This is a genomic window from Streptomyces sp. WZ.A104, from assembly GCF_002382885.1.
GTDB lineage: Bacteria > Actinomycetota > Actinomycetes > Streptomycetales > Streptomycetaceae > Streptomyces.
Map to the genome: position 1 here is coordinate 85,790 of NZ_NWVL01000005.1, position 21,784 is coordinate 107,573.

Annotated in this window: 19 protein-coding genes, 1 tRNA gene and 4 pseudogenes; 9 read left to right on the forward strand and 15 right to left on the reverse strand. The window is 72.1% G+C overall.

The window, feature by feature from the left end; genetic code table 11:
* Positions 1-83 precede the first annotated feature (83 nt).
* From CIB93_RS04030 to CIB93_RS04050, 5 genes are all read right to left on the reverse strand, one after another.
* On the reverse strand, positions 84-1,793 hold the full coding sequence (locus CIB93_RS04030) for a sigma-70 family RNA polymerase sigma factor (protein ID WP_096624128.1): 1,710 nt from the start codon (positions 1,791-1,793) through the stop codon (positions 84-86).
* A gap of 250 nt (positions 1,794-2,043) precedes the next feature.
* A complete protein-coding gene (locus CIB93_RS04035; protein ID WP_096624130.1) occupies positions 2,044-2,238 on the reverse strand; it encodes an antitoxin in 195 nt (64 codons plus the stop codon).
* Positions 2,239-2,533: 295 nt separating this feature from the next.
* The gene (locus CIB93_RS04040; RefSeq protein WP_179499951.1) at positions 2,534-3,553 is read right to left on the reverse strand and encodes an MASE1 domain-containing protein; all 1,020 of its coding nucleotides are present in this window, start codon (positions 3,551-3,553) and stop codon (positions 2,534-2,536) included.
* Between the two features lie 63 nt (positions 3,554-3,616).
* Positions 3,617-4,450 carry a PP2C family protein-serine/threonine phosphatase gene (locus CIB93_RS04045; RefSeq protein WP_096624134.1) on the reverse strand — a complete coding sequence of 278 codons (834 nt, stop codon included), beginning with the start codon at positions 4,448-4,450 and terminating at the stop codon, positions 3,617-3,619.
* A 109-nt stretch (positions 4,451-4,559) separates the two neighbouring features.
* Positions 4,560-5,180 (reverse strand): DinB family protein, encoded by a 621-nt coding sequence (locus CIB93_RS04050; protein WP_096624136.1) that lies wholly within the window; start codon positions 5,178-5,180, stop codon positions 4,560-4,562.
* Between the two features lie 130 nt (positions 5,181-5,310).
* On the opposite strand from CIB93_RS04050, the gene CIB93_RS04055 reads away from it, so the two are divergent.
* On the forward strand, positions 5,311-5,580 hold the full coding sequence (locus tag CIB93_RS04055) for a hypothetical protein (protein ID WP_096624138.1): 270 nt from the start codon (positions 5,311-5,313) through the stop codon (positions 5,578-5,580).
* 18 nt (positions 5,581-5,598) lie between these two features.
* Here the strand turns inward: CIB93_RS04055 and CIB93_RS04060 are convergent.
* Positions 5,599-5,671: transfer RNA gene (locus tag CIB93_RS04060), tRNA-Trp, on the reverse strand.
* Between the two features lie 487 nt (positions 5,672-6,158).
* Between CIB93_RS04060 and mptB the strand changes: the two genes are divergently transcribed.
* The 3 genes and pseudogenes from mptB to CIB93_RS39540 all read left to right on the forward strand — a co-directional run.
* The gene (gene mptB, locus CIB93_RS04065) at positions 6,159-7,637 is read left to right on the forward strand and encodes a polyprenol phosphomannose-dependent alpha 1,6 mannosyltransferase MptB (protein WP_096624140.1); all 1,479 of its coding nucleotides are present in this window, start codon (positions 6,159-6,161) and stop codon (positions 7,635-7,637) included.
* A gap of 310 nt (positions 7,638-7,947) precedes the next feature.
* Positions 7,948-8,547 (forward strand): annotated as a pseudogene (locus CIB93_RS39535) (ATP-binding cassette domain-containing protein); the annotation flags it as partial.
* A gap of 495 nt (positions 8,548-9,042) precedes the next feature.
* Positions 9,043-9,424: pseudogene (locus tag CIB93_RS39540) on the forward strand (ATP-binding cassette domain-containing protein); the annotation flags it as partial.
* A gap of 181 nt (positions 9,425-9,605) precedes the next feature.
* Here CIB93_RS39540 and CIB93_RS04075 read toward each other — a convergent pair.
* The 4 genes from CIB93_RS04075 to CIB93_RS04090 form a co-directional block, all read right to left on the reverse strand.
* Positions 9,606-9,830 carry a hypothetical protein gene (locus CIB93_RS04075; protein WP_096624144.1) on the reverse strand — a complete coding sequence of 75 codons (225 nt, stop codon included), beginning with the start codon at positions 9,828-9,830 and terminating at the stop codon, positions 9,606-9,608.
* 208 nt (positions 9,831-10,038) lie between these two features.
* On the reverse strand, positions 10,039-10,659 hold the full coding sequence (locus CIB93_RS04080; protein ID WP_096624146.1) for an L-threonylcarbamoyladenylate synthase: 621 nt from the start codon (positions 10,657-10,659) through the stop codon (positions 10,039-10,041).
* Between the two features lie 216 nt (positions 10,660-10,875).
* Positions 10,876-11,892: a hemolysin family protein gene (locus tag CIB93_RS04085; RefSeq protein WP_096624148.1), complete on the reverse strand. Its 1,017-nt coding sequence runs from the start codon at positions 11,890-11,892 to the stop codon at positions 10,876-10,878.
* On the reverse strand, positions 11,889-13,226 hold the full coding sequence (locus CIB93_RS04090; protein WP_096624150.1) for a hemolysin family protein: 1,338 nt from the start codon (positions 13,224-13,226) through the stop codon (positions 11,889-11,891). The genes CIB93_RS04085 and CIB93_RS04090 overlap by 4 nt, the downstream gene beginning before the upstream one ends.
* Positions 13,227-13,449: 223 nt before the next feature.
* Here CIB93_RS04090 and CIB93_RS04095 point away from each other — a divergent pair.
* Positions 13,450-14,195 (forward strand): annotated as a pseudogene (locus CIB93_RS04095) (sporulation protein).
* Between the two features lie 39 nt (positions 14,196-14,234).
* Here CIB93_RS04095 and CIB93_RS04100 read toward each other — a convergent pair.
* Positions 14,235-14,597, reverse strand: coding sequence for a DUF4180 domain-containing protein (locus CIB93_RS04100; protein ID WP_096624152.1), 363 nt, complete (start codon positions 14,595-14,597; stop codon positions 14,235-14,237).
* Positions 14,590-15,084, reverse strand: a complete 495-nt coding sequence (locus tag CIB93_RS04105; protein ID WP_096624154.1) for a helix-turn-helix domain-containing protein — start codon at positions 15,082-15,084, stop codon at positions 14,590-14,592. Before CIB93_RS04105 ends, CIB93_RS04100 begins: the two co-directional genes overlap by 8 nt.
* 183 nt (positions 15,085-15,267) lie before the next feature.
* On the opposite strand from CIB93_RS04105, the gene CIB93_RS04110 reads away from it, so the two are divergent.
* The 3 genes and pseudogenes from CIB93_RS04110 to CIB93_RS04115 all read left to right on the forward strand — a co-directional run bounded on the left by CIB93_RS04110 (position 15,268) and on the right by CIB93_RS04115 (position 16,660).
* On the forward strand, positions 15,268-15,702 hold the full coding sequence (locus CIB93_RS04110) for a hypothetical protein (protein WP_096624156.1): 435 nt from the start codon (positions 15,268-15,270) through the stop codon (positions 15,700-15,702).
* A gap of 210 nt (positions 15,703-15,912) precedes the next feature.
* A complete protein-coding gene (locus CIB93_RS37650) occupies positions 15,913-16,080 on the forward strand; it encodes a DUF6381 family protein (RefSeq protein ID WP_179499952.1) in 168 nt (55 codons plus the stop codon).
* A 74-nt stretch (positions 16,081-16,154) separates the two neighbouring features.
* Positions 16,155-16,660 (forward strand): annotated as a pseudogene (locus CIB93_RS04115) (GNAT family N-acetyltransferase).
* A gap of 218 nt (positions 16,661-16,878) precedes the next feature.
* On the opposite strand, the gene CIB93_RS04120 reads toward CIB93_RS04115, so the two are convergent.
* Both CIB93_RS04120 and CIB93_RS04125 read right to left on the reverse strand, forming a co-directional pair.
* On the reverse strand, positions 16,879-17,622 hold the full coding sequence (locus CIB93_RS04120; protein ID WP_096624158.1) for an ABC transporter substrate-binding protein: 744 nt from the start codon (positions 17,620-17,622) through the stop codon (positions 16,879-16,881).
* Positions 17,623-17,722: 100 nt separating this feature from the next.
* Positions 17,723-18,235 (reverse strand): DinB family protein, encoded by a 513-nt coding sequence (locus CIB93_RS04125; RefSeq protein ID WP_096624232.1) that lies wholly within the window; start codon positions 18,233-18,235, stop codon positions 17,723-17,725.
* Positions 18,236-18,330: 95 nt separating this feature from the next.
* Between CIB93_RS04125 and aac(3) the strand changes: the two genes are divergently transcribed.
* Positions 18,331-19,185, forward strand: coding sequence for an aminoglycoside 3-N-acetyltransferase (aac(3), locus tag CIB93_RS04130; protein WP_096624160.1), 855 nt, complete (start codon positions 18,331-18,333; stop codon positions 19,183-19,185).
* 8 nt (positions 19,186-19,193) lie between these two features.
* Here aac(3) and CIB93_RS04135 read toward each other — a convergent pair whose 3' ends face one another.
* Positions 19,194-21,599 (reverse strand): polysaccharide lyase 8 family protein, encoded by a 2,406-nt coding sequence (locus tag CIB93_RS04135; protein WP_096624162.1) that lies wholly within the window; start codon positions 21,597-21,599, stop codon positions 19,194-19,196.
* Positions 21,600-21,784: the final 185 nt, after the last annotated feature.

Genomic DNA, 21,784 nt, shown 5'->3' on the forward strand with positions numbered 1-21,784 from the left:
TGGATGACACCTTGATCAGCCGGATCAGCCCCGCACGATCACCGGAGCCGGAGCCGGAGCCGGAGCCGGTGATCGTGCGGGGCTCAGCGCGCTCCGAACTTCTGGGTCCACACCGGACCGTCGCCGGATTCCTGCTTGCCCACACCGATCTCCTTGAAGGAGCAGTTGAGGATGTTCGCCCGGTGGCCCGGACTGTTCATCCACGCCTTCATCACATCGGCCGGCGTCCGCTGGCCCTTGGCGATGTTCTCGCCGTAGGTGGACCAGCGGTATCCGGCGGCGGTGATCCGGTCGCCCGGGTCCGTGCCGTCCGGCGACGTGTGCGAGAAGTAGTCGCGGGCCGCCATGTCCGCGGAGTGCCGCTGGGCCGCGGTGTTGAGCAGCTCGTTGACGCTCACCGGCCCGCACCCCGCCTTCGCCCGTTCCGCGTTGACCAGCTCGGTGACCTGCGCGGCGGTGCCCGCGGGGGCGGCCGGCGCGGGCGCGGGCTGTGTGGGCTTGGGCGCCCGGGGAGCGGAGCTGGGCGCAGGCGGTGGCGGGGTGCTCTTCGTCGGCTTCGCCTTGGGTGTACGAGAAGGGCTCGGCGACGTCGAGGCGCTGGGGGACGCGGACGGCGACGGGGAGGCCGACGCGGACGGGGACGCCGCAGCCGACGTGGGGACCTCCGTACGGGGGGCAGGAGCGTCGGCGGTGACGGTCGTCGCGTCCCGGTCCTCGCCGTCGGTGTACAGGTGCACCGCCGCACCGCCGGTGCCCAGGGCCGCCACCGCGACCACCGCCGCGATGGCGGAGTTCCGGCGGCGGCGCCGGGCCTGCACCCGTCTGCGCTCGGCGCGGCCCGCCCCGAGCGCATCGGCGTGCGCGTCGGCGTCCGGCACCCGCAGATGCGCGGTCGTCGCGACCAGCTCCGGCGCCGTGGCACCGGCCGTGGCGTGCTGGTCCAGCGTTGGGACACCGCCCGTGGGGAACTGCCCCAGCGGCGCGAGACCGGCCGCAGCGAGCAGTTCCGGCGCCGCGCCCGCCCCGGCGGCCGCCGCCACCGGGACCAGAGCCAGCCCCACGAGCAGCCCCTCGGCAGGCACCAGCCCCGAACCGTGCCCCGAGCACACCGTGCACTCACGGGCGTGGCGGGCCAGCCGCTTGCGCCACAGAGCGGACGGGACCCCGTCCCATCCGGCGACCAGGTCCTCCAGGAGAACGCACGGCGGATCGGCCGCCAGCGCGCCCACCACGACCCTCGCCGCCTCCAGCTGGGCCTTCATCCGTTGCACCCGTACGGCGGTGTGCTGCGGGGTGAGCTCCAGGGCAGCGGCGACCTCGGCCCGGGACAGATGCCCGGCGGTCTCCAGCCACCACAGGGACAACAGGGCGCGGTCGTCCTCGTCCAGCCACCGGGTCGCCTCCGCCACCTGGCGTCGCTGGCCTGTCAGCCCCAGCTCCAGGATGGTCAGCTCCACGAAGTCCGCACGCGGGTCCGGGAGGTCGTACGCGTCGTCGAGCCGGTCGGCGGGCATCGCACCCGACTGCCGCTCGCGCCAGTTCTGGCGTATCTCGTTCATGGCTATCGCCACCAGCCAGGAACGGAACCGCTCCGGATCACGGAGTTCGGGCAGGCCCCGGAGCATCCGCAGCACGGTCTCCTGCACCACGTCGTCGACATCCGCATGACCGTCCAGCGCACGTCCGACGACGTTGTACAGCAAGGGCAGGTACGCCGCGACGAGCCGGTCCTTGGCCTGCTGATCGCCGCTCCGCGCCGCGGAGATCAAAGCCGTCGGGAGATCCTTGCCCATGCTGTGCTCACTCTTCCGGGGTCCGGTGCTGTCACTTCCCACACTCGGGAGATGCGGTGCGGGCGGGACGATAACAAGAATCCGGCGGACAGCCCCGAAAACCTTCGCCACGCGTACCGGTCCGTGCCACAGATCACTCTCTGTGGCACGGACCGGTGCACGGGACAGGCGTATGGAAGAGGTGTATGGAACGGGTTCACGGGACAGGGGCCGGTCTGCGGTGCGGCCGCCCGGTGAACCGCGGAGCGGCTCAGGTGCGCGGCGGGCCGTCCTCGTCGCGGTCCGCCCCGAACTGCTGCTTCAGCTTGTCCTGGGCGGTGTCGACCTGGCTCTTGTACTTGCCCTGGGTGCGGTCGTCCACCATGTCTCCGGCCTTGTCGACACCCTTGCCGGCCTGGTCCTCGTGGCCCTTGAACATCTTCTTGATCTTGTCCAGTGCGGACATGCGTCCTCCTCCTCGGCTCACCCCCACTCATCAAGGGTCACCGCACCGGGCCCGCCCCGCATCCGCGCGCCACCGGCGGCAGGAGCGCCCCTCAGCCGTCGGGGACGACAGGAAGTGTGAAGCCGCGCTGACTGGGCACATACCGGTTGACCAGGAGGAGGTGGTGGCCATGGGCCGCATCCGAGTCGTCGTCCGTCGTCCCCCGCCCCCTTCGGGGCCACCCCCGCTCGATCTGCGCACCCCGTCCGGCCGCCCCCTGCCGTACTGACCTAGGACGCGCGTCCCCGGTGGGCTCTCAGCGCCCCGGGTGCGAACCACCGCCGAACGGGCGCTCCCGCCCGTCCCCGTACTGCCGCCCCGTGCCCGGTCCGGACAGCGGGGCGAGCTGATCGACCAGGGCCTCCAGCTCCACGACCGCGTGCTCCGTCTCCCGGCGGATGTTCTTGTGCTCCGCGACGGTCGCCCCGAGCAGTAGCGCGGTCAGTGCCACGCATCCGTTGAGCACCGTCAGATTGGCCATGATCTCCATCAAGGTGTGGCCCGCGAACGGTCCGAGGGAGTCCGTACCGGCGATGATCGCGAACACCGACACGACCAGGGCGCACGGGGCGCTGCCGGGCAGCTGGAAGCGGAGCGCCGCCCAGATGATCACCGGGAACACCAGGTAGATCATGGACAGCGAGCTGCGAGTCGCGATCAGCGCGGCCACCACCACGACCACCGCCAGAACGGCGGCCTCCGGCCACCGGTCGTCCAGCCGGGGCAGCCGCACCCGGCGCAGGACCAGCAGTACGGGGGTGACCACCAGGACCCCCATCGCGTCCCCCGCCCACCAGGACGACCAGACCAGCCAGAACCGGCCCGGCGGAACCTTGCCGTCGGCCAGCAGAGTGAAGCTGCCGATCGTGGCGCTGATCAGCATCCCGGCGAACGCCCCCAGGAAGACCAGACAGATACCGTCCCGCAGCCGGACCAGCTCACTACGGAATCCCACCTTCCGTAGCAGGGCGTACGCGGCCAGGGGGGCCAGGGTGTTGCCGAGCATGATCGCCAGACGGCTCATGGTGAAGGCGTCCCCGATGTCGGCGACGGTGATCAGCGTGCCGAGCGCGATCCCCGGCCAGACCCGCACCCCCAGGCACAGCAGCGCGGCCAGGGCGATACCGGTGGGCGGCCAGAGGGGCGTGACCACCGCGCCGTCGATCACCACCTGGCGCATCAGCCCGAGCCGCCCCGACAGGTAGTAGGCCCCGGTCACACCCAGGACCTGCGCCACGTACACGGCCCGACGTCTGGCTTTCTTGCTGCGGATCACAGCACTCATCAGACACCGACCACGGCGGGAGGCGGCAGCTGACACGCGCGGCACGCTCCGGCGTCACCGCGGTCCGCGGCGGGCGGCGGCGTGCCGCAGGACCAGTACGGCGGCGTCGTCCTCGTGGCCCGTCAGCTCCGCCGCGCCCAGAACCTCGTCGGCCAGCAGCTCCGCGCTGGCCCCCGCGTGCGCCGCGACGAGCCGGCGCACCCGGTCCAGACCGTCCTCGATCAGCAGCGACGGGCCTTCCACGACCCCGTCGGTGAGCAGCACGATCGCACCGTCCGAGTCGAGGGTGCGGCGGGTGACGGGGTACTCCTCCCGGGGCTGGATGCCCAGCGGCATTCCGCCCGGGTCCTCCGTGACGCCGGACCGCCCGTCCATGGTGGCCCACACGCAGGGCACGTGCCCGGCCCGGGCACTGTGCAGCTCCCAGGTCGCGGGGTCCAGCCGCAGGAACGTACAGGTCGCGAAGAGCCCGGAGTCCACGGACAGCAGCAGATCGTTGGTCCGGCCCATGACCTCGCCGGGATCGGATGCCGTGCCCGCGATGGCACGCATCGCGATCCGGACCTGCCCCATGAAGGCGGCCGCCTCGACGTCATGGCCCTGTACGTCGCCGACGGCGAACCCGAGGGCGCCGTCGGCGAGGGCGAATCCGTCGTACCAGTCGCCGCCGATGTCCAGGCCGTGCCGGGCGGGCGCGTAGCGGGCCGCCGACTGGAGGCCGGGGAGCGCGGGCAGGGTCGCCGGAAGCATGTCTCGCTGAAGGGCCTGCGCGAGTTCCACTCTGGCCTGGTGGAATTCCACCTCCCGCCGAGCGCGGGCAGTGAGGTTCTGCAAGGTGTTGAGCAGGTCCTCGGCGCTGACTGAGCGGGGAGTCCGACGCCGGTTCATGGGCTGCTCCGCGGTGCGTTAGTCCCTGAATCATATGGCGGGTGTCCGGGGGCGGCGACTGCGGCGACCTCGGGACCTCGATGGGAACCGGGGCCGCCCGGTCCGTCGCTCAGGAGTGCTGCGCGCGGTACAGGTCGCGGATCAGGGCGATCTCCGCGCCGTGGTGCAGCACTTCCTGGTTGACCCACCAGACGATGTCGAGGAACGGATCCTCGGCGTCGCTGCCGTTGGGGTAGGTGCTGTGTCCGACGGTGTCGAGCGCCGTGTCGTCGGCGGCGAGCAGGGCTTCGCGCCAGGCGGCGGCCCCGGCCTCGAAGGCGGCCAGGCCCCCGGCGGCGTCCCCCGGGGTGCGGTAGCCCGCACGCGTCAGGGAACGGGTGCCGTTCGTGTGGTCGGCCCGCAGTGTCAGCATCTCGCTGAGATGGCTCAGCCGCCAGGCGATGGTCGTGAACGGCGGCGGGAAGGGATGCGGCGAGTCCGCCCAGTCCCGGCCCCAGCCCCCGGCCCCCGTCAGGCTGGTCGCCCGGGCCCCGGGCCCGTCGTGGCGGCGACGGACGGACCAGCAGTCGGGCACGGGTTCCCAGAGATACTCGTCGTCGCCGAGCGCGGCGACGCCGATCTCGACACCGTTGCCGCTGTCCACGAGAGGGCCGGCCAGCCGGCCGAGGAGCCGCTCGCAGGCGAAGTCGAACTGTTCCAGCAGAGGGGACAGACGCGGTGGAAGGCTCATTCGACGGAGCGTGCCACACCGCGCGGGCGCGCGCCCACCCAATTTCTCGGCGGCCGTGCCGGGGCCCGGCGAGGGGCCGGATGGACGCTGGTGCCGAGCCGTTGTCAGTGCCCGGTGGGATGCTGCCCGCATGGACGAGCTGATGAGGCAGCGACGGGTGTACGGCACCGATCACGACGATCCCCACCCCGGGCCGAGGCCGGGCCACGACTACCGCGAGCTGGTCGGCGGCCCGCTCGACGGGCTGCTGCTGGACGTCACCGACTGGAGCGAGGCCGACCTGCGAGAGGGCGTCGGTCTGGTCACCGAGATCGGTGCGTACGGACCGGGCGGGCGCGCCGAGTACGGCCCGCGCGCACCGGACAGCCACCAGTGGGACTGGCGCGGCGACGTGCGGTGACGGACGGCACGCGATGGGCAGGGGCGGCAGGGATCGAACCTGCGACGCGCGGTTTTGGAGACCGGTGCTCTGGCCACTGAGCTACGCCCCTTCGTTACGGGTGCAGCTTGGCACGCCCGGTTTCGCGCGCCAACAGGTTTACGCGGGGGCCGCGTTGGCCACCGTGGCCCGGAACACCCGGAACGCCCGGAACGCCCGGAACGCCCGGACGGCCGGCCGGAGACCGGTGCGGTGGGAGGCGGCCCGCGGCCGTGCTGACCCGCACCGGCAGACCGGTCGCGCACGGCGATGCCGGGAGGCGTGCCCCGCACCATGCTCCGCTGTGCGGGCGAGGGCGAGGGCGAGGGCGACGTCCGAAACCGGAGGGGGCCTGGGGCTTCAGCGTCAGCAAAGAGCGCGTCGGCCTGGGCGGACATGAGCGCACCGGTGAACGTCTTGGTCGAGCCGTTCGAGAAGAGCAGCGCTGCTCGAACCCGTCCTGGTCCTCGACCTGGACCTCGGCCTCGACGAGCCTCGCCCGGACTTGTCCCCGGACCTCTCCCGGGCGCCCGGCGAGCCGTCCGATAGGTTGGCCGGTCATGTGGGCTATGAGTGCGGTCGGACACCGGCGGCTGGGTGCGGCAGGATCGCTGGCGGTCGCCGTCGGTGGCTGGTTCTCCGGAAAGCTGCCGGCCCACGACCCCTGGGGCCTGTGGACCGACCACGGCTCCGCCACCAAGGCGGCCGCGGCCGTCCTCGCCTACCTCGGACTGACCGCGCTCGTCGTCGCCTGGTGGCAGTACGGCAGGACCGCCTCCACCGTCCGTGACACCCTCGTCACCCTCGCCTGGTGGACGGCCCCGTTCCTGCTCGCGCCCCCGCTCTACAGCGCCGACGTCTACAGCTACATCGCCCAGGGCGCGATGGTCGTCGAAGGGCACGACGTCTACACGGTCGGCCCCTCCGCCCTGGACCCCGGAGGCATCGGCGGCGACGCGGCCGCGAGCGTCGGCAACCACTGGCGCGACACCCCCGCCCCCTATGGCCCCCTCTTCCTGCTGCTGTCCGCCGCCGTCGCCTGGACCACCGGCGGAACGGTCGTCCCCGCCGTCCTGGCCATGCGCCTCATCGCGCTCGCCTCGCTGATCCTGATCGTCTGGGCACTGCGCCGCCTGGCGCGCGAGCACGGCCACAGCGAGAGCCGCGCCCTGTGGCTGGGCGCCCTCAACCCGCTCCTGCTGATGCATGTCATCGGCGGCCTGCACAACGACGGGCTGATGATCGGCCTCATGCTCGCCGGACTGGTGCCGGCCCTGCGCGGCCGGTGGATCACCGGCAGCGCACTCGTCGGACTCGCCATGATGGTGAAGTCCCCAGCGGCCGTGGCGCTCCTGTTCATCGGCGTCCTCGTGCACGCCTCCGCCACCGGACCCCAGCCGCGCCGCTGGGCCAAGGGGCTCCTCGCGCCCGGCCTGATCGCGTGCGCGGTCGCCGGAGCGGCGACGCTCATCGGCGGCACCGGCTTCGGCTGGCTCCACACCCAGGGCGTCGCCGCGAACATCCACACCGCGCTTTCCGTCCCAAGTGACCTCGGCCTCGGCCTCGGAGAGCTGCTGCACCTGCTCGCGGGCACCGACCCGGCACCGGTCAAGTCCGCTGTGCAGACCCTGGGCCTGGCCGCCGCGCTCGTCGTGATCGTCCTGCTGGCCCGGCGCGCGATGCGGGGCAGCATGACGCCCGCCCACGCCCTGGGTCTCTCACTGCTCGTCCTGGTCGCTCTCTCGCCCATGGTCCAGCCCTGGTACCTGCTGTGGGGCATGGCGGTGGTCGCCGCCACCGCACCGTACGGCAGGGTCTCCTCGATCCTGGTCGTGCTGTCGGCCGCCCTGGTGTACGAGACCCACCCCATGGGCGCCACCCCGGCCTACGGGTTCGCCCTGGCGGGCCTCGCCGCCGTCCTCGGCACCCTCGCCATCCGCAGGACCCCCGTCGTACCGCCCGGCGTCCACCTGCCCGCACCTCGCACACCCGCCGCCGCGGCCCCGGCCCCCGCACCGGCCCCGCAGAGCAGCCCGTAGGAAACGTCCTCGACGCCCGGGCAGCGCCTCCGGTAGCCTGACCGGGTCCTGTTGTCTCCGATAGAGGTGGACGTTGCGCATCTGAGGTCCGCGATCATCGCGCGGTACGGCCCAGGCCCGTACCTGGTCACGACGTTGTCGGCAGATCTGCCGTCCGTGGCTTCCGCGTGGATGCGACCTCGGTGCTGAGCCGTTCCCCGCCTTCGCAGGACTGCTCCTCCCACCTTTTCCTCCGGTCTCCGGCCCGGTCGCCGCGTGCTGTTCGCATACGAAGCCCTGTTCCTTCCGCTTCTGCGACTGCGAGAACCCCATGAGCCATCCCACCGAGCCCGGCGCCTCCGTGGCCGCCTCCCAGCTCACCTTCCGGTGGCCCGACGGCACGAACGCCTTCGACGGTCTCTCCCTCACCGTCCCCCGCGGCCGCACCGGCCTGGTCGGCGCCAACGGCACCGGCAAGTCGACCCTGCTGCGCCTGCTCGCCGGACGGCTGCGGCCCACCGCGGGGTCCGTCGCCGTCGGCGGCCGCCTCGCCCATCTGCCCCAGAACATCACCCTGGACACCGAACTGCGCGTCGACGGGGCGCTCGGCATCGCGGCACGCCGAGCCGCCCTGCGCGCCATCGAGTCCGGAGACGTACAAGAGGAGCACTTCGAGACGGTCGGCGACGACTGGGACGTCGAGGAACGCGCCCTGGCCACCCTCGGCTCCCTCGGGCTCGGCGGTGTCGGACTTGACCGCACCGTCGGACAGCTCTCCGGCGGGGAGACCGTCCTGCTGCGCCTGGCCGCGCTGCTGCTGGAGCGCCCGGACGTCCTCCTCCTGGACGAACCCACCAACAACCTGGACCTGTTCGCCCGCCGCCGCCTCTACGACGCCGTCGAGTCCTGGCGCACCGGCATCCTGATCGTCGTCAGCCATGACCGGGACCTCCTGGAGCGCGTGGACCGCATCGCCGAACTCCGCTCCGGTTCGGTGAGCTGGTACGGGGGCGGCTGGTCCGCCTACCAGGAGGCCCTCGCCACCCAGCAGGAGGCCGCCGGGCGCACGCTGCGTGCCGCGGAGGCCGACGTACGGCGTCAGCGGCGCGAACTGGAGGAGACCCGTGTCAAGGTGGCCCGCCGCCGGCGCCACGACAAGAAGCTGGACGCCCAGCGGCGTGCCCCGCGCATCGTCGCCGGTGAGCGCAAGCGCTCGGCCCAGGAGTCGGCGGGCCGGCTGCGCGGGCTGCACGAGGACCGTCTCGACGAGGCCCGAGAGCGACGGGAGGAAGCCGCCGAGGATGTCCGCCAGGACGCCGAGATCCGGATCAGCCTGCCGCACACCGCGGTACCCGCGGGCCGTACGGTCCTGACCGTACGGGACCTGACCCTCCCCTACGGTCGGCTGCGTGAGGCAGGCCTCCAGGTGACCGGACCCGAACGCATCGCCCTGGTCGGCCGCAACGGAGCGGGCAAGACGACCCTGCTTCGCACGCTGTCCGGGGAGCTCGCACCGAGCTCCGGCGAGGCGACGGCGTCCGTGCCGCTGAAGTTCCTGCCGCAGCGGCTGGACGTCCTCGACGACACGTCGAGCGTGGCCGCGAACGTCGCCCGCACGGCTCCCGGCACCACCGACAACCAGATCCGCTCCCAGCTGGCCCGGTTCCTCTTCAAGGGGGCCCGCGCGGAGCAGCTCGCGGGCACCCTCTCGGGCGGCGAACGCTTCCGGGCCGCACTCGCGGCGACGATGCTCGCTGCCCCCGCCCCGCAGCTGCTTCTGCTGGACGAACCGACGAACAACCTCGACCTGGCCAGTGTGCGGCAGCTGACAAGCGCTCTGGAGTCCTACGAGGGCGCCCTCGTCATCGCCGGGCACGACCTGGCGTTCCTCGAATCCGTGGGTATCACCCGCTGGATCCTCCTCGCGGAGGAGCTCCGGGAAATCAGCGCCGAGGAGGTCCACGACCTGCTCGGCGGCGCTGCGACGCCTCAGGCCGCCTCGTAGCGGTGGGCCCTGCCGCCTCGCCACTCCACCCAGACCGGGTTGTCGAGGATCCGGTCCGGTTCCTCCAGGCCCGCCTCGGTCAGGAACACGATGACGTCGTGGTCGCTGTGGGCCAGCCCGAGTATCTCGTCCCGGCCTTCGTAGTGCACGGTCACCCGGCGGCCGCCTGAAGGGGTCGGCCGGTGGATGACGATCGGGGGATTCGCCATGGGTCCACCCTGCGACGCGCCTCGCGGCCGCGCATCCCCGGCCCGGACGGTCCGGCGGTGAACGGGCTCGCGTCCCGCTCGGCGCGGGCGCTCGGCCGCCCGCCGGTGCGAGTTCCACCGTTGTGGTGACACACACCGGGGAGGGGGTGCGCGGGGGCGGTCCGCAGCCGCGCACCCGCCGCACCCACCTCCGCGCCGTTCACTCGAATCACTCGAAGCGGGACGGGTCACCGGCGCCCCGGCGTACGATCTCGGGCTCGTCACCGGAGAAGTCGATGACCGTGGTCGGCTCGGTGCCGCAGTCGCCGGAGTCGACCACGGCGTCCACCTCGTGGTCGAGCCGCTCCTTGATCTCCCAGCCCTGCGTCAGCGGTTCCTCCTCGTCCGGCAGCAGCAGCGTGCTGGAGAGCAGCGGCTCGCCGAGCTCGGCGAGCAGGGCCTGCGTCACGACGTGGTCGGGGATGCGCACGCCGACCGTCTTCTTCTTCGGGTGCATCAGCTGGCGGGGCACCTCCTTCGTCGCCGGGAGAATGAAGGTGTAACTGCCGGGCGTCGCCGCCTTGATGGCACGGAACACGTCGTTGTCCACACGGACGAACTGCGCCAGCTGCGCGAAGTCGTGGCACACCAGCGTGAAGTGGTGGCGGTCATCGAGATTCCGGATCGACCGGATCCGGCCGATGCCGTCGCGGTTGCCCAACTGGCAGCCCAGCGCGTAGCACGAGTCGGTCGGGTACGCGACGAGCGCACCGGAGCGGATGCTGTCGACCACCGTGGCGATGGTGCGCGGCTGGGGATTTTCGGGGTGTACGTCAAGGTACTTGGCCATTCGCCGAGCTTACGCGTTCGGGGCGGGCCCGTACGGCGGTCGGGCCCGACGGCCGGAAAGCGGCCCGCCGGGCATGCACGGACGAAGGCGGCCCGCCGCGCACGTGAGGACGAAGGCTGCCCGCCGCGCGGAAGCACACGGAAAGCGGCCCGCCGCGCAGGTGCGCGCGACGGGCCGCCTCGGCTTCCGCTTCGATGCCGGGTGCTCCCGGGTCCGTCAGACCGCGGCGGCTCCCACCAGCTCCTCCAGCACGTCCTCCATCGCCACGAAGCCGATGACCGTGCCCTTGTCCCCGGCGACCGCCGCGAGGTGCGTACCGGCGGCGCGCATAGCTGTGAGGGCATCGTCCAGCGGGGTGTCGATCTCGACCCGGATGACGGGGTGGATCGCGCTCGTGGGCAGCGGCTTGGTGCGCTCCGCGACACCGAGGGCGTCCTTGATGTGGAGGTAGCCGAGGATCCCGTCGTCCGGTCCGGTGACCGGCAGCCGGGAGAAGCCGGACGCGACGGCGGCCCGCTCCAGCCCCTGCGGGGTGATGCCGAGGTCGACGGTGACCGTCCGGCCGAGCGGGACCATCACCTCGCCGACCGGCCGGGTGCCCAGCTCCAGGGCGTCGCGCAGGCGCTCGCCGTCGGCCGGGGCGAGCAGACCCGCGTCGCTGGAGTCCTTCACCAGCCGGACGAGCTCGTCGTCGGTGAACACCGAGGCGACCTCGTCCTTGGGCTCGACCTTGAGGAGCCGCAGCAGCGTGTTGGCGAAGGCGTTGATGCCGAAGATCACCGGGCGCAGCGCCCGGGTCAGGGTCACCAGCGAGGGCCCGAGAGCCAGGGCCGTGGCGACGGGGGCGGCCAGCGCGATGTTCTTCGGGATCATCTCGCCGATGAGCATGTGCAGGTACGTCGCCAGGGTCAGTGCGATCACGAACGCGATCGGGTGGACCAGCGCGTCCGGCACGCCGACCGCGTCGAACGGCGGCTCCAGCAGATGGGCGATGGCCGGCTCGGCGACGGCGCCCAGCACCAGCGAGGAGATGGTGATGCCGAGCTGTGCGGTCGCCATGGCGGCCGACAGGTGTTCGAGGCCCCACAGGGCGCTCTTGGCGCGTCGGCTGCCGCGTATGGCCTGGGGCTCGATCTGGCTGCGGCGTACCGAGATCAGGGCGAACTCCGCACCGACGAAGAACGCGTTGGTCAGGAGGGTGAGCGCGCCGATGGCGAGCTGGATGGCGGTCATCGGGCGTCCTCCTCCACGAGGGCCAGCGCCGGGGCGGGCGCGGTGATCCGGACCCGGTCGGCCCGGTGGTGCTCGATGTCGAGGACGTCGAACTGCCAGCCGTTGAGCTCCAGCCGGTCCGTGCGGACGGGAATGCGGGCGAGCTGCGTCGCGACGAGACCGGCGAGCGTCTCGTAGGGGCCCTCCGGCGCACTGAACCCGATCCGGTCGAGCTGGTCGAGGCGGATGCTGCCCTCGGCCTCCCAGACCGGGCGGCCGTCGCCGAGGGGTTCGGCGGGCGCCAGGTCGGGGCGCTCGTGGGGGTCGTGCTCGTCGCGGACCTCGCCGACGACCTCCTCCACGATGTCCTCGACGGTGGCGACACCCGCGGTGCCGCCGTACTCGTCGATCACCACGGCCATGGTGCGGTGCTTGCGCAGCTGGGTGAGCAGCCGGTCCACGGGCAGCGAATCGGGGACGAGCAGGGGTTCGGTGGCCAGCGCGGTGACCGGGGTCCGGGCCCGCTCGGACTCGTCCAGGGCGAGGACGTCGCGGATGTGGACCGTGCCGATGACCTCGTCCAGGCTGTCGCGGTAGACGGGGAACCGGGACAGGCCGGTGGCCAGCGTGAGGTTTGCGGCGTCGGCGGCGGTGGCGTGGGCCTCCAGCGCCCGCACATCGACGCGCGGCGTCATCACGTTCTCGGCTGACAGCTCCGCCAGGTTCAGGGTGCGGACGAAGAGTTCGGCCGAGTCCTCCTCGATGGCGCCCTCGCGGGCGGAGTGCTCGGCGAGCGCGATCAGTTCCTGGGGCGTACGGGCGGAGGCCAGCTCCTCGGCGGGCTCCAGGCCCATCCGCCGTACGGCACGGTTCGCGGTGTTGTTGAGGTGCCGGATCAGCGGGGCGAAGGCGGCCGTGAAGGCCCGCTGCGGGGTCGAGACGACCTTGGCGACCGCCAGCGGGCTGGAGATCGCCCAGTTCTTCGGGACCAGTTCACCGATCACCATGAGGACGACGGTGGACAGGGCCACACCGAGGAGGGTGGCGACCGTGGACACGGCGCCGGAGGGAAGCCCGACAGCCTCCAGCGGGCCGCGGAGCAGCACGGCGATGGACGGCTCGGCCAGCATGCCGATGACCAGAGAGGTCACGGTGATGCCGAGCTGTGCGCCGGAGAGCTGGAAAGTGAGCCGCTTGGCGGCCTTGAGCGCACTTTCGGCGCCGCGCTCACCGGCTTGCGTGGCGCGTTCGAGTTCGCCGCGCTCGACGGTGGTCAGCGAGAACTCGGCCGCGACGAACACCGCGCAGGCCAGGGTCAGCCCGAGGGCGAGGAGGAGCAATATCACTTCGCTCACCGTGTCACCTCCATCCCCTGGTGTGCCGGGGTGGTGATGACACGGTTCGTACTGGGAGGTTCACCCATTGCGGTACCGCAGCTCCTTCTCTGTTCGGGTCGTCCGGTCGACGACGGAGGTGGGCTGTGAACCCACCCCGTCGATATTAAAGGGACCGCAAAGCAAACGGGAGTGGCAGGTATCACACGGGGTGTCACCTGGGGAAGAGCCGTGGCGGAGGGGGATGTGGCGTGAGTGCTCGACGGGCGGGCGGCAACCGGTGATCTTGATGGCCGGAACTGCGCGTAACGGTCGTGCGGTTGGGAAACCCTTGTACCTTCGCGGGCGGTTTCGCCCGGCGGGGCGGCACAGGCCTCCTCGGTCACAGCCGTCACGGACCACACGGTCACGGATCACTCTGCTCCTCCTCGCCCGGGTGGAGAAGGAGGGCCAGGAGGAGGAGCAGGAGGGCACGGTCGCCCTCGACAGCTTCACCGTCGGCGGCGGCTTCCGGCTCGCCGCGGAGGCCGAGCTCACCGTGCCGTTCACCGTCGCCCTGCCCTGGGAGACGCCGATCACCGAACTCCACGGCCAGCACCTCGGCCCCGTCCTCGGCATCCGGACGGAGCTGGAGATCGCCGGGGCCCGGGACAAGCGCGCCGGACTCCTCTCCGGGGACACGACACGGTCCACCGCCTCACGGCCTCCCACCACACCGCCCCGCGGGCCGACTGGAACGACCGGGTCGACGGCTGGCTGAAGCAGGTCATCGCCGGACACGAGGCGTACGCCGCCCCGTCCCCGTACGGAGGACACCACGGCGGTCACCACGACGACGACGCCCACCGCCGCTCGGGCCCCGGTACCGGTGCGGTGGTGGCCGGAGTCGCGGCGGGTGTGGCCGTCGGCGTCGTCGGGGGCATGGTCGCCGCCGAAGTGGTCGACGAGATCGGTGACGCCTTCGAGGGCGATGAGGACGAGGAGGGCTGAGCCGGGGGCTGCGGCCGGGGGTGCGCCGCCGGACAAGTCCTAGGCCAGCCGGGCGGCGAGGGCGTCCAAGTCCGGTAGGAACCAGACGTCCCTGCCCCGGTTGGCCTCACGCACGAGGTCGGGCAGGGCGGCACTGGCCGAGAGGTGGTGGCCGATGTCCCCGAGGACGACCAGGCGCAGCCGGTAGGCCGAGAACTTCTGCAGCACCTCCCCGGCGAAACCGGTACTGAGGTCGAAGAAGCGGTCGTCCAGGCGCGCGGCCGGCACGGCCACCACCTCCGCGCCCTGGAAGGCCATGCCGATCAGCTGGTCGAGGGCGTCCTGGACGGTGGCGATCTGCACACCGTCGGCGTCGCACACCAGGACCGGTACGCCGTGGTGCTCCTCGATGACGTCAGTCATGGTCCGCCCCCTGTCCGCTCTCCGTGGAGGGGAACAGACCGCTGTCCGGGCCCGTCACGCTGTCGATCAGGTGCAGCAGCTCCGCGGTGGTGGCGGCGCCGCCGAGGACGACGATCTTCATTCGGGCTCGCTCCTGGTCGTAGACGGTCTGGATGCGCAGGGAGTCCGACGGGCTCCGCGCGGACTGGGCGCTCGCCGTGACCAAGGTGCTCAAACGGTGTGCGGCGTCCGGGGTGAGCCCGTCGATCTGCACGATGCTGGACACCTCCAGGTGGCCGCGTGCGGGCGCGGAGGCCGGACCCGGGGCGGCCTCGGCGGTACGGCCGGTAAGGGCCTCGAAGTCCTCCCGGCTGATCCGGTACTGCTTGCCGATCCGGACGGCCCTGAGCTTTCCGTCGCGGACGTAGTTCCGGACGGTCCGCACATGCAGGCCCAGCCGTTCGGCCACCTCGCCGATCGAGTACAGCTCGCGTTCATCGCTCTCCATGCTTCCTCATCGTAACGTAAAATGCTCCATGGAGGGCATGTTAAGGAGTGATAAGGAATATTAGGGGTGCAGGTGGTTGCCGTCGGCCTCCTCCGTCCGGGCGGTCCACCGGCGGGAGTGACGCCGCTCGGGGTAGGAAGGTGGGCAGGTGATCCAACGCCTCCACGCCGAGAAGGAGCCCCGATGAACGCCCAAGCGCGGCCGCTCGACCCCCGGCACCGGCGCCCGGAAGGCGTCAGCGACACCACCGTCGAAGCCCTCGGGGCCCTTTCGAAAGCGCTGGAGACCGCCGAGCGGGCTCGCGGTGCCCTCTACGACTTTCATCAGCTCACCGGGAGCGCCGACCTCTGCCTCGACGATGCGGTGCGCCTGCTGCGCGAGGCCGGGCACGGGCCGCAGGCCGAGCAGGTCGAACGGGAGATTCTCGGCCGCAATGTCATTCCCGGGCACTGGACGTTCCAGATCGTCGAGGAGTACAACGCGACCTACTACGACGTGTTCCGGGCGATCGAACGGCAGATCAGACAGGAACTCGCCGAAGGCCGCGACCACCTCTACGAGGCCGAGATGAAGGAGGCCCGCCGGACCGAGGGCCACCCCGCCCACACCGTCGACTGACCGTCCAGTCCACGCACGGTCGTTCGCCCCCCGAGTGCCGGTTCTCGCCGGGAGCCCCGCCGGGAGCCCCGCCGGGAGTTACTGAGCGTAGCCGCACGAGATGCGGACCGGACCGGCTCCGGTGACGCTGGTGCTCCGGTCGCGCGCCCGACGCCGGTCGCACGCACCGCGTCGGCCGCCGACGGAGGACCCACGACGGAGGACACCCGCATGAACCTGCCCGACACCCCGGTGGAACGAGCCCGCCGCACCCGTGAACGCGCCGAGGAACTGGGCCGCGCCGCCGACCGGGCCACCGACCCCGAACACCGCAGGCGGCTGCGGGAGAAGGCCCTGCGACTGCTGAGGGAGGACCCGGCGGCAGGCCCCCGGCCCTGAGGGGAACCGCCCTCCCGGCCCGCGGGCGAAAGGGGTTCGCCGACGGGGACACGGCCCCGGTAGCGTCACCGCCTGTGACCCCGACTCTGCGCACCCACAGGCTCCTGCTGGAGCCGTACGTCCCTGAGGACGAACAGGCCTTCGTCGCCCTGTTCCAGGACACCAGCGTGTCGCGCTGGATGGGCGACGGCCCGCCTCCGAGGCGGAGGACCGCGCCCTGTTCGGACGGATCTTCAGCAAGGTCTACGCCCAGGACCTGTTCGCCGTCTGGGCCGTTCGACGCGACGGTCTCCTGGTCGGGCACGCCGAGATCAAGCCGACCGAGGCCGTCGGCGGCGGCCACGAGATCATCTACGCCCTCGCGCCGACGGCCTGGGGGTACGGCCTGGGCACCGAGCTGGCACAGGTCCTCGTCGCCCACGGCTTCGAGACCCTCGGGCTCACCGAGGTGCACGCCACCGTCGCCGCGGCGAACCAGGCCTCGCTGACACTGCTGGCCCGCATCGGCTTCGAGCACGTACGGGACATCGAGGAGGACGACGGCAGCACCACCCGCGTGCTGACCTGCCGCCGCTCCTGAGCTGCCGAGGCGATCCGTGCTCCGTCCCTCATCCCTTCGGCCCGCTTCCGGCGGTGACCGGGTCCGGGCCCCGGCGGCGTCGACCGGGCCCTCGAACAGGTCCGGGCCTTCGCCGCGGAGGGTGACCTGCGCTTTGCCGCCGAACTCGCCTCCACGCCGCCTTCGCCGACGCCGAATGCCCCCGTCTCGCCCTGGACCCCCGGGCGCCGTGAGGAGATTCAGCCGGAGGGCGCGACCGTCGCGCCCTCGACGCCATGACGCTTCAGAGCGTCGGCGACGAAGCCGCCCGCCTTCATCTCCTCCACGAACGCCGCCAGCAGCTCCTGCGCCGCCGTGCCCCGCCCCTCGGGCGTGCCCATGGCCTGCTGGATCACCATGAACCGGCCCGGCAGCACCCGTACGCCGACAGCCCGCGCGGCCTCGCCCTCCAGCAGCTGCCGGATACCGGCCGCCACCTCCACCTCGCCCGCCCGCAGGGCGGCGAGCGCGGGACCGGCCCCCTGGAACCGGACGATCTCCGCGCGCCGGATCCCGCGCGTGAGGAAAAGGTCGTACGCGGACCCCGAACCGACCGAGATCCGGGTTCCCTCGCGGTCCACCTGGCCGTTCTCGGTGACCGGAGACGCGTCGGGCACCAGATAGCTGCCCTCGATGAGCACGTACGGCGCGGTGAAGCGGAGCCCCTCGCCGCGCGCGGGGTCCACCGCGAAGAAGCCGATGTCCGCCCGGCCCGCCTTCACCGCGTCCACCGACAGCGCGGCCCGATCGAAGACCACGAGCTCGACCGGCACCCCGAGTCGGCGCCCGAACTCCCGCGCCAGGTCGACGGAGACGCCGGCCGGCTCACCGGTCTCGGCGTCCCGGCCCGCCAGGATCGGGTTGCCCAGATTGATCGAAGCCCGCAGGGTGCCGTCGGGCGCGAACGTGGAGACGAGGTCGGGGGAGACCGGCTGCCGAGTCATGCGGCCGAGTCTACGAGGCGGCCCGTCGGCGCTCCGCGGTCTACGCCCGCACCACCGGCGCTCCGCCGAACCACGCCCTACCCACGGGAGGTTCGCGCACTCAGGCGCCCACCGTCCCGTCCACCCCTTCGCGCAGCAGGTCCGCGTGCCCGTTGTGGCGGCCGTACTCCAGCAGGACGTGAACCATGACCATCCGCAACGAGACGTCCTTGCCCCACCGGGGCCGACGGCCCGGCAGATCCAGCGACGCCGCCTCCCGCTCGATGCGGCGCGAGGTCGCCACCTCGGCCTCCCAGGCCGCGAACGCCTCGGCGCGGTTCGAGGCGCTCGCGTCGTACGCGGCCTGGAAGTCGAAAGGCTCCTGTGACCAGACCATCGGCGCATCGCCGTCCTCGAACACCCGCCGGAACCAGGCGCGTTCCACTTCGGTCAGGTGTCGTACCAGAGCCAGCAGCGACAGCGTGGACGGCGGCATCGAACGCTCGCGCAACTGCTCGTCGCTCAGCCCGGCGCACTTCATGGCCAGAGTCTCGCGGTGGTAGTCGAGAAAGCCCCGCAGCGTCTCGCGCTCGCTCCCGGACAGGGGAGGCCCGACCCGGTCATCACTCGTCATGATCATGTCCTCGGTCCGTGGTGCCGGCCGACAGTATGACCGCCCCGCGCCTCCGGGGCAGCCGGTTTGCCCGGAGCGCCCTAGGCTGTGGGGGCATGGACGTACGAGCACTGCTGCGGCGCTCCGGGGGGCCGGTGACGCGGGACCGGATCAGGGACGATCTGGCCGCGCTGGGCCTCGGCCGGGGTGACACCGTGATGTTCCATACGCGGCTGTCCGCGATCGGCTACGTCCCGGGCGGCCCCCAGACCGTCATCGACGCCCTCCTCGATGTGGTGGGCACGACCGGCACACTGATGGTCTCCTGTGGCTGGAACGACGCCCCGCCGTACGACTTCACCACCTGGCCCCGCACCTGGCGGGACGCCCTGCGCGCCCACCACCCCGCGTACGACCCGGAGCTCAGTGAGGCCGAGCACGGCAACGGCCGTCTCCCGGAGGCCCTGCGCCGCAGGCCCGGGGCGGTGCGCAGCCGTCACCCCGACGCGAGCCTCGCGGCGCTCGGCCCGTCGGCGGCCGCACTGATGGCCGACCACCCCTGGGACGACCCGCACGGCCCGGACAGCCCGCTGGCGCGCCTCGTCGCGCTCGGCGGGCGGGTGCTGCTGCTCGGGGCGCCCCGGGAGACGATGACGCTGCTGCACCTCGCGGAGTCCCTGGCCCGGGCGCCCGGCAAACGGTTCGTGACGTACGAGCAGCCCGTCCAGGTGAACGGCGAGCGGGTCTGGCGCACCTTCCATGACATCGACTCGACGGACGGCGCTTTCGACTACTCCTCCGTCGTGCCCGCGGGACAGGACCCCTTCGCGGTCATCGTCCGGAGCATGCTCGACGCAGGCATCGGCCGGGCCGGCGCCGTCGGCGCCGCCAGGAGCTGTCTGTTCGAGGCCGGTCCCGCCGTCGACTTCGGAGTCCGCTGGATCGAGGAACACCTGAGCACTCCCGTGTGACAGGCCGCTCAGGAGAGCCGCACCTTCACCGTCTGCGTCGCCCCGCGCGTACCGGAGAGGTCGCCGAAGACCAGCCGCAGCGACGCCCCGGTGGCCGCCGATGTCACGGTCGACGGCTTCGAGACGACCGAGGCGACCGCCCGGTCCCACGTGAGGGTCAGGCTCGTCCGCATGCGCATGGGGTCGCTGACGCACACGGTGGCTGTCCCGTCGGCGTGTTCGGTGACCATCACCGAACAGGGGGCGTCCGCCACCAGCGGGCCGATGCTCCCGCCGAACCAGAAGTTGACGGCGGTCAGCCCGATCGACGGGACCGCGACGCCCTGCTGGTCGTCGGTGTTGGCGAGCACCCGCAGCCAGTCGCTGTCCGCCGCCCGCGCCGCGGTCCGCTGTTCGGTCGCGCCCGGCAGCACCTGGTAGACGTAGGCGGCGTCCGTCGGGTTCTGGCCGTGGTCGAACCAGAGGGTGAGGTATTTGCGCGAGACCGGGTCCGTGGAACCCGCGGTGTTGATGTCGCTCCAGCGCCCGGTCCGGTTCTCCCGCAGAGCCTTCACGGTGGCCCCGCCGGGGAAGACGTAGCCGCCGTGTCCGGCGAGATGCGCCCAGGAGGTGTTGGTCAGCGTCGCCGACCAGGGGAGGGTTCTCGGTGTGGCCGAACCGCCGACGGTGAAGGGGGCGTTGCCCACCGGCCCCAGGTTGCGGTTGTCGACCGTGCTCTCCACGGCCGCGCCGTCCCGGCCGTGGATGCCCGCGCCCAGGCACACCACGGTGTCGTCGAGGAAGAACCACGACTTCTTCGCCATCAGCGTGCTCGACAGCCCCTTCAGGTACTGCCCCACCGCCGCGCGCTTCTTGTCGGTGACCCCGCCGACCCAGTTCACATCGGGCAGGGACGCGCCCCAGTCACCGCCTGCCCCGTCGGCCAGCGGCTTGCGCGAGACCGTGGTCCCGGGCAGCCGGTAGGGGTCCACAGTGGGCCAGAAAGCGTCGCTGTACTGGCCGTTGGCGAACGTGTCGCCCCACCAGTAGAGCATCCCCGCCCCGGTGTGCCAGCCGCGCAGATTCTCGCCGTTGCCGGTCTCGTAGTAGGTGATCCGCCTATCGGCCATGCTCAGTGCGGCGGCCCAGCCGGGGCGGCGGTGGGTGGCCCGGGCCATGTCGGGGAAGAGCCGGTGGCCGTCCGGCTCGGGCACCACCGTGAGCGAGGTGTCGTCCAGGACGCTCTTGATCCGGGCCAGTGAGGTCAGCCCGAGTGAGGGGTCGCTCAGCGGCGGGCTGTAGTAGTCGCGCTGCGCCCAGCCCTTGACCAGCCCCCGCCAGCGGGCGTTCTCGGCGGCCGACGCGCCCCGGCCGAGCAGCACGATCGACGCGAGGACCGGATGGCCGCGCCGGTGGTCGTCGCCCTCGCCGCGGCTGATGGCCCGGCCCGCGACGGAGTCCATGACAAGACCGTTGTAGAGGAAGGGGGCCCAGGCGTTCTCCACCGCGTCGAACACCACCTGCCGCCGCGGGTCGGTGACCTCCCACGCGGTCCCCTTGAGGAGTGCGAACAGCAGCCCGAGCCCGCCGAGCATCACCGATCCGTAGCTGCCGGTGTAGGGCACGGTGGTGTGCTGGATGAACGAGCCGTCGGCGTAGAGCCCGTCGCCCTTGGTCACCAGCGGGAAGACGGGGGAGAGGGCGTCCCGGGCCAGGGCGATCTTGGCCGAGGTCCCGCCGACGACCCCCCGCAGGGCCAGCACCCGGCACAGATCGACCCGGTTGGCCCCGGTGCTCGTCCCGGTGTACGAGGCCACGGTGGAGTCCGGTACGAAGTGGTCCACCGCGGCGCAGTAGCGCGCGAGCCGCTCCGGGGGGAGGGCGTCGTACAGCAGCACACACACGTCCAGCAGGGCCTGGGGTGCGCCGATCTGCCAGCTGTACCAGTTCCCGTACCGGGTCTGCTGGTCGTTGTACACCTGGCTGTGGAGGTGATCGAGGCCCCTGATCACGGCGTCGCGCAGTCCGGCGTCCCCGGTCAGCCCGGTGCCCTGCTGGCGGTAGGCCTGCGCCATGGTGCTGAGGCGGAGGAAGCTGTCGGCCATCCGCCCGGAGAAGACGTACGACTCGGGGTCGGTGTCCGGGTCCGGGTCGGCGAACACGGCGTCGGGCCACAGCGATCCGTCCGCCGGGGCCATGGTCTCCAGCAACTGCCGGGCCCGCGTACCGAGGTCGGCCAGCCGGCTCCTGAACGGTTCGGCGGTCGGGCTGAATCCCTCGCCGAGGATCAGTGCGCTCCACGTGGCGCGCAGGGCGGTGTACGGATCGTCGTCGGCGGCGGCGTGGGGCGCGGGCAGCACCAGCGCGCCGCCGCCCGTGGCAGTGAGTGCCGCGGAGGTGGCCAGAAAGGTACGGCGGGACCAGGCAGAAGTCATGGGAGGGCTCCGGGTCGCTGACGTGTGTCCGGCGGGAACCGGTGCGCCGAGTGCGGACCTGATCCCGGGATCCGACTGTTCTGAGCGGGCGGCCACTTTCTAGCAGTCACCGGACGACTCGCTCAATGACTTTGGCTGAATTGATCGTATCGATCGCTTGCGGGGGCGTGTAGAAGCGCGCGGAG

Bases quoted from the DNA above. Each gene is read 5' to 3' on its own strand.
- CIB93_RS04030 (WP_096624128.1), bottom strand. From the start codon at position 1,793: ATGGGCAAGGATCTCCCGACGGCTTTGATCTCCGCGGCGCGGAGCGGC.
- CIB93_RS04035 (WP_096624130.1), bottom strand. From the start codon at position 2,238: ATGTCCGCACTGGACAAGATCAAGAAGATGTTCAAGGGCCACGAGGAC.
- CIB93_RS04045 (WP_096624134.1), bottom strand. From the start codon at position 4,450: ATGAACCGGCGTCGGACTCCCCGCTCAGTCAGCGCCGAGGACCTGCTC.
- CIB93_RS04050 (WP_096624136.1), bottom strand. From the start codon at position 5,180: ATGAGCCTTCCACCGCGTCTGTCCCCTCTGCTGGAACAGTTCGACTTC.
- CIB93_RS04055 (WP_096624138.1), top strand. From the start codon at position 5,311: ATGGACGAGCTGATGAGGCAGCGACGGGTGTACGGCACCGATCACGAC.
- mptB (WP_096624140.1), top strand. From the start codon at position 6,159: ATGTGGGCTATGAGTGCGGTCGGACACCGGCGGCTGGGTGCGGCAGGA.
- CIB93_RS04075 (WP_096624144.1), bottom strand. From the start codon at position 9,830: ATGGCGAATCCCCCGATCGTCATCCACCGGCCGACCCCTTCAGGCGGC.
- CIB93_RS04080 (WP_096624146.1), bottom strand. From the start codon at position 10,659: ATGGCCAAGTACCTTGACGTACACCCCGAAAATCCCCAGCCGCGCACC.
- CIB93_RS04085 (WP_096624148.1), bottom strand. From the start codon at position 11,892: ATGACCGCCATCCAGCTCGCCATCGGCGCGCTCACCCTCCTGACCAAC.
- CIB93_RS04100 (WP_096624152.1), bottom strand. From the start codon at position 14,597: ATGACTGACGTCATCGAGGAGCACCACGGCGTACCGGTCCTGGTGTGC.
- CIB93_RS04105 (WP_096624154.1), bottom strand. From the start codon at position 15,084: ATGGAGAGCGATGAACGCGAGCTGTACTCGATCGGCGAGGTGGCCGAA.
- CIB93_RS04110 (WP_096624156.1), top strand. From the start codon at position 15,268: ATGAACGCCCAAGCGCGGCCGCTCGACCCCCGGCACCGGCGCCCGGAA.
- CIB93_RS37650 (WP_179499952.1), top strand. From the start codon at position 15,913: ATGAACCTGCCCGACACCCCGGTGGAACGAGCCCGCCGCACCCGTGAA.
- CIB93_RS04120 (WP_096624158.1), bottom strand. From the start codon at position 17,622: ATGACTCGGCAGCCGGTCTCCCCCGACCTCGTCTCCACGTTCGCGCCC.
- CIB93_RS04125 (WP_096624232.1), bottom strand. From the start codon at position 18,235: ATGACGAGTGATGACCGGGTCGGGCCTCCCCTGTCCGGGAGCGAGCGC.
- CIB93_RS04135 (WP_096624162.1), bottom strand. From the start codon at position 21,599: ATGACTTCTGCCTGGTCCCGCCGTACCTTTCTGGCCACCTCCGCGGCA.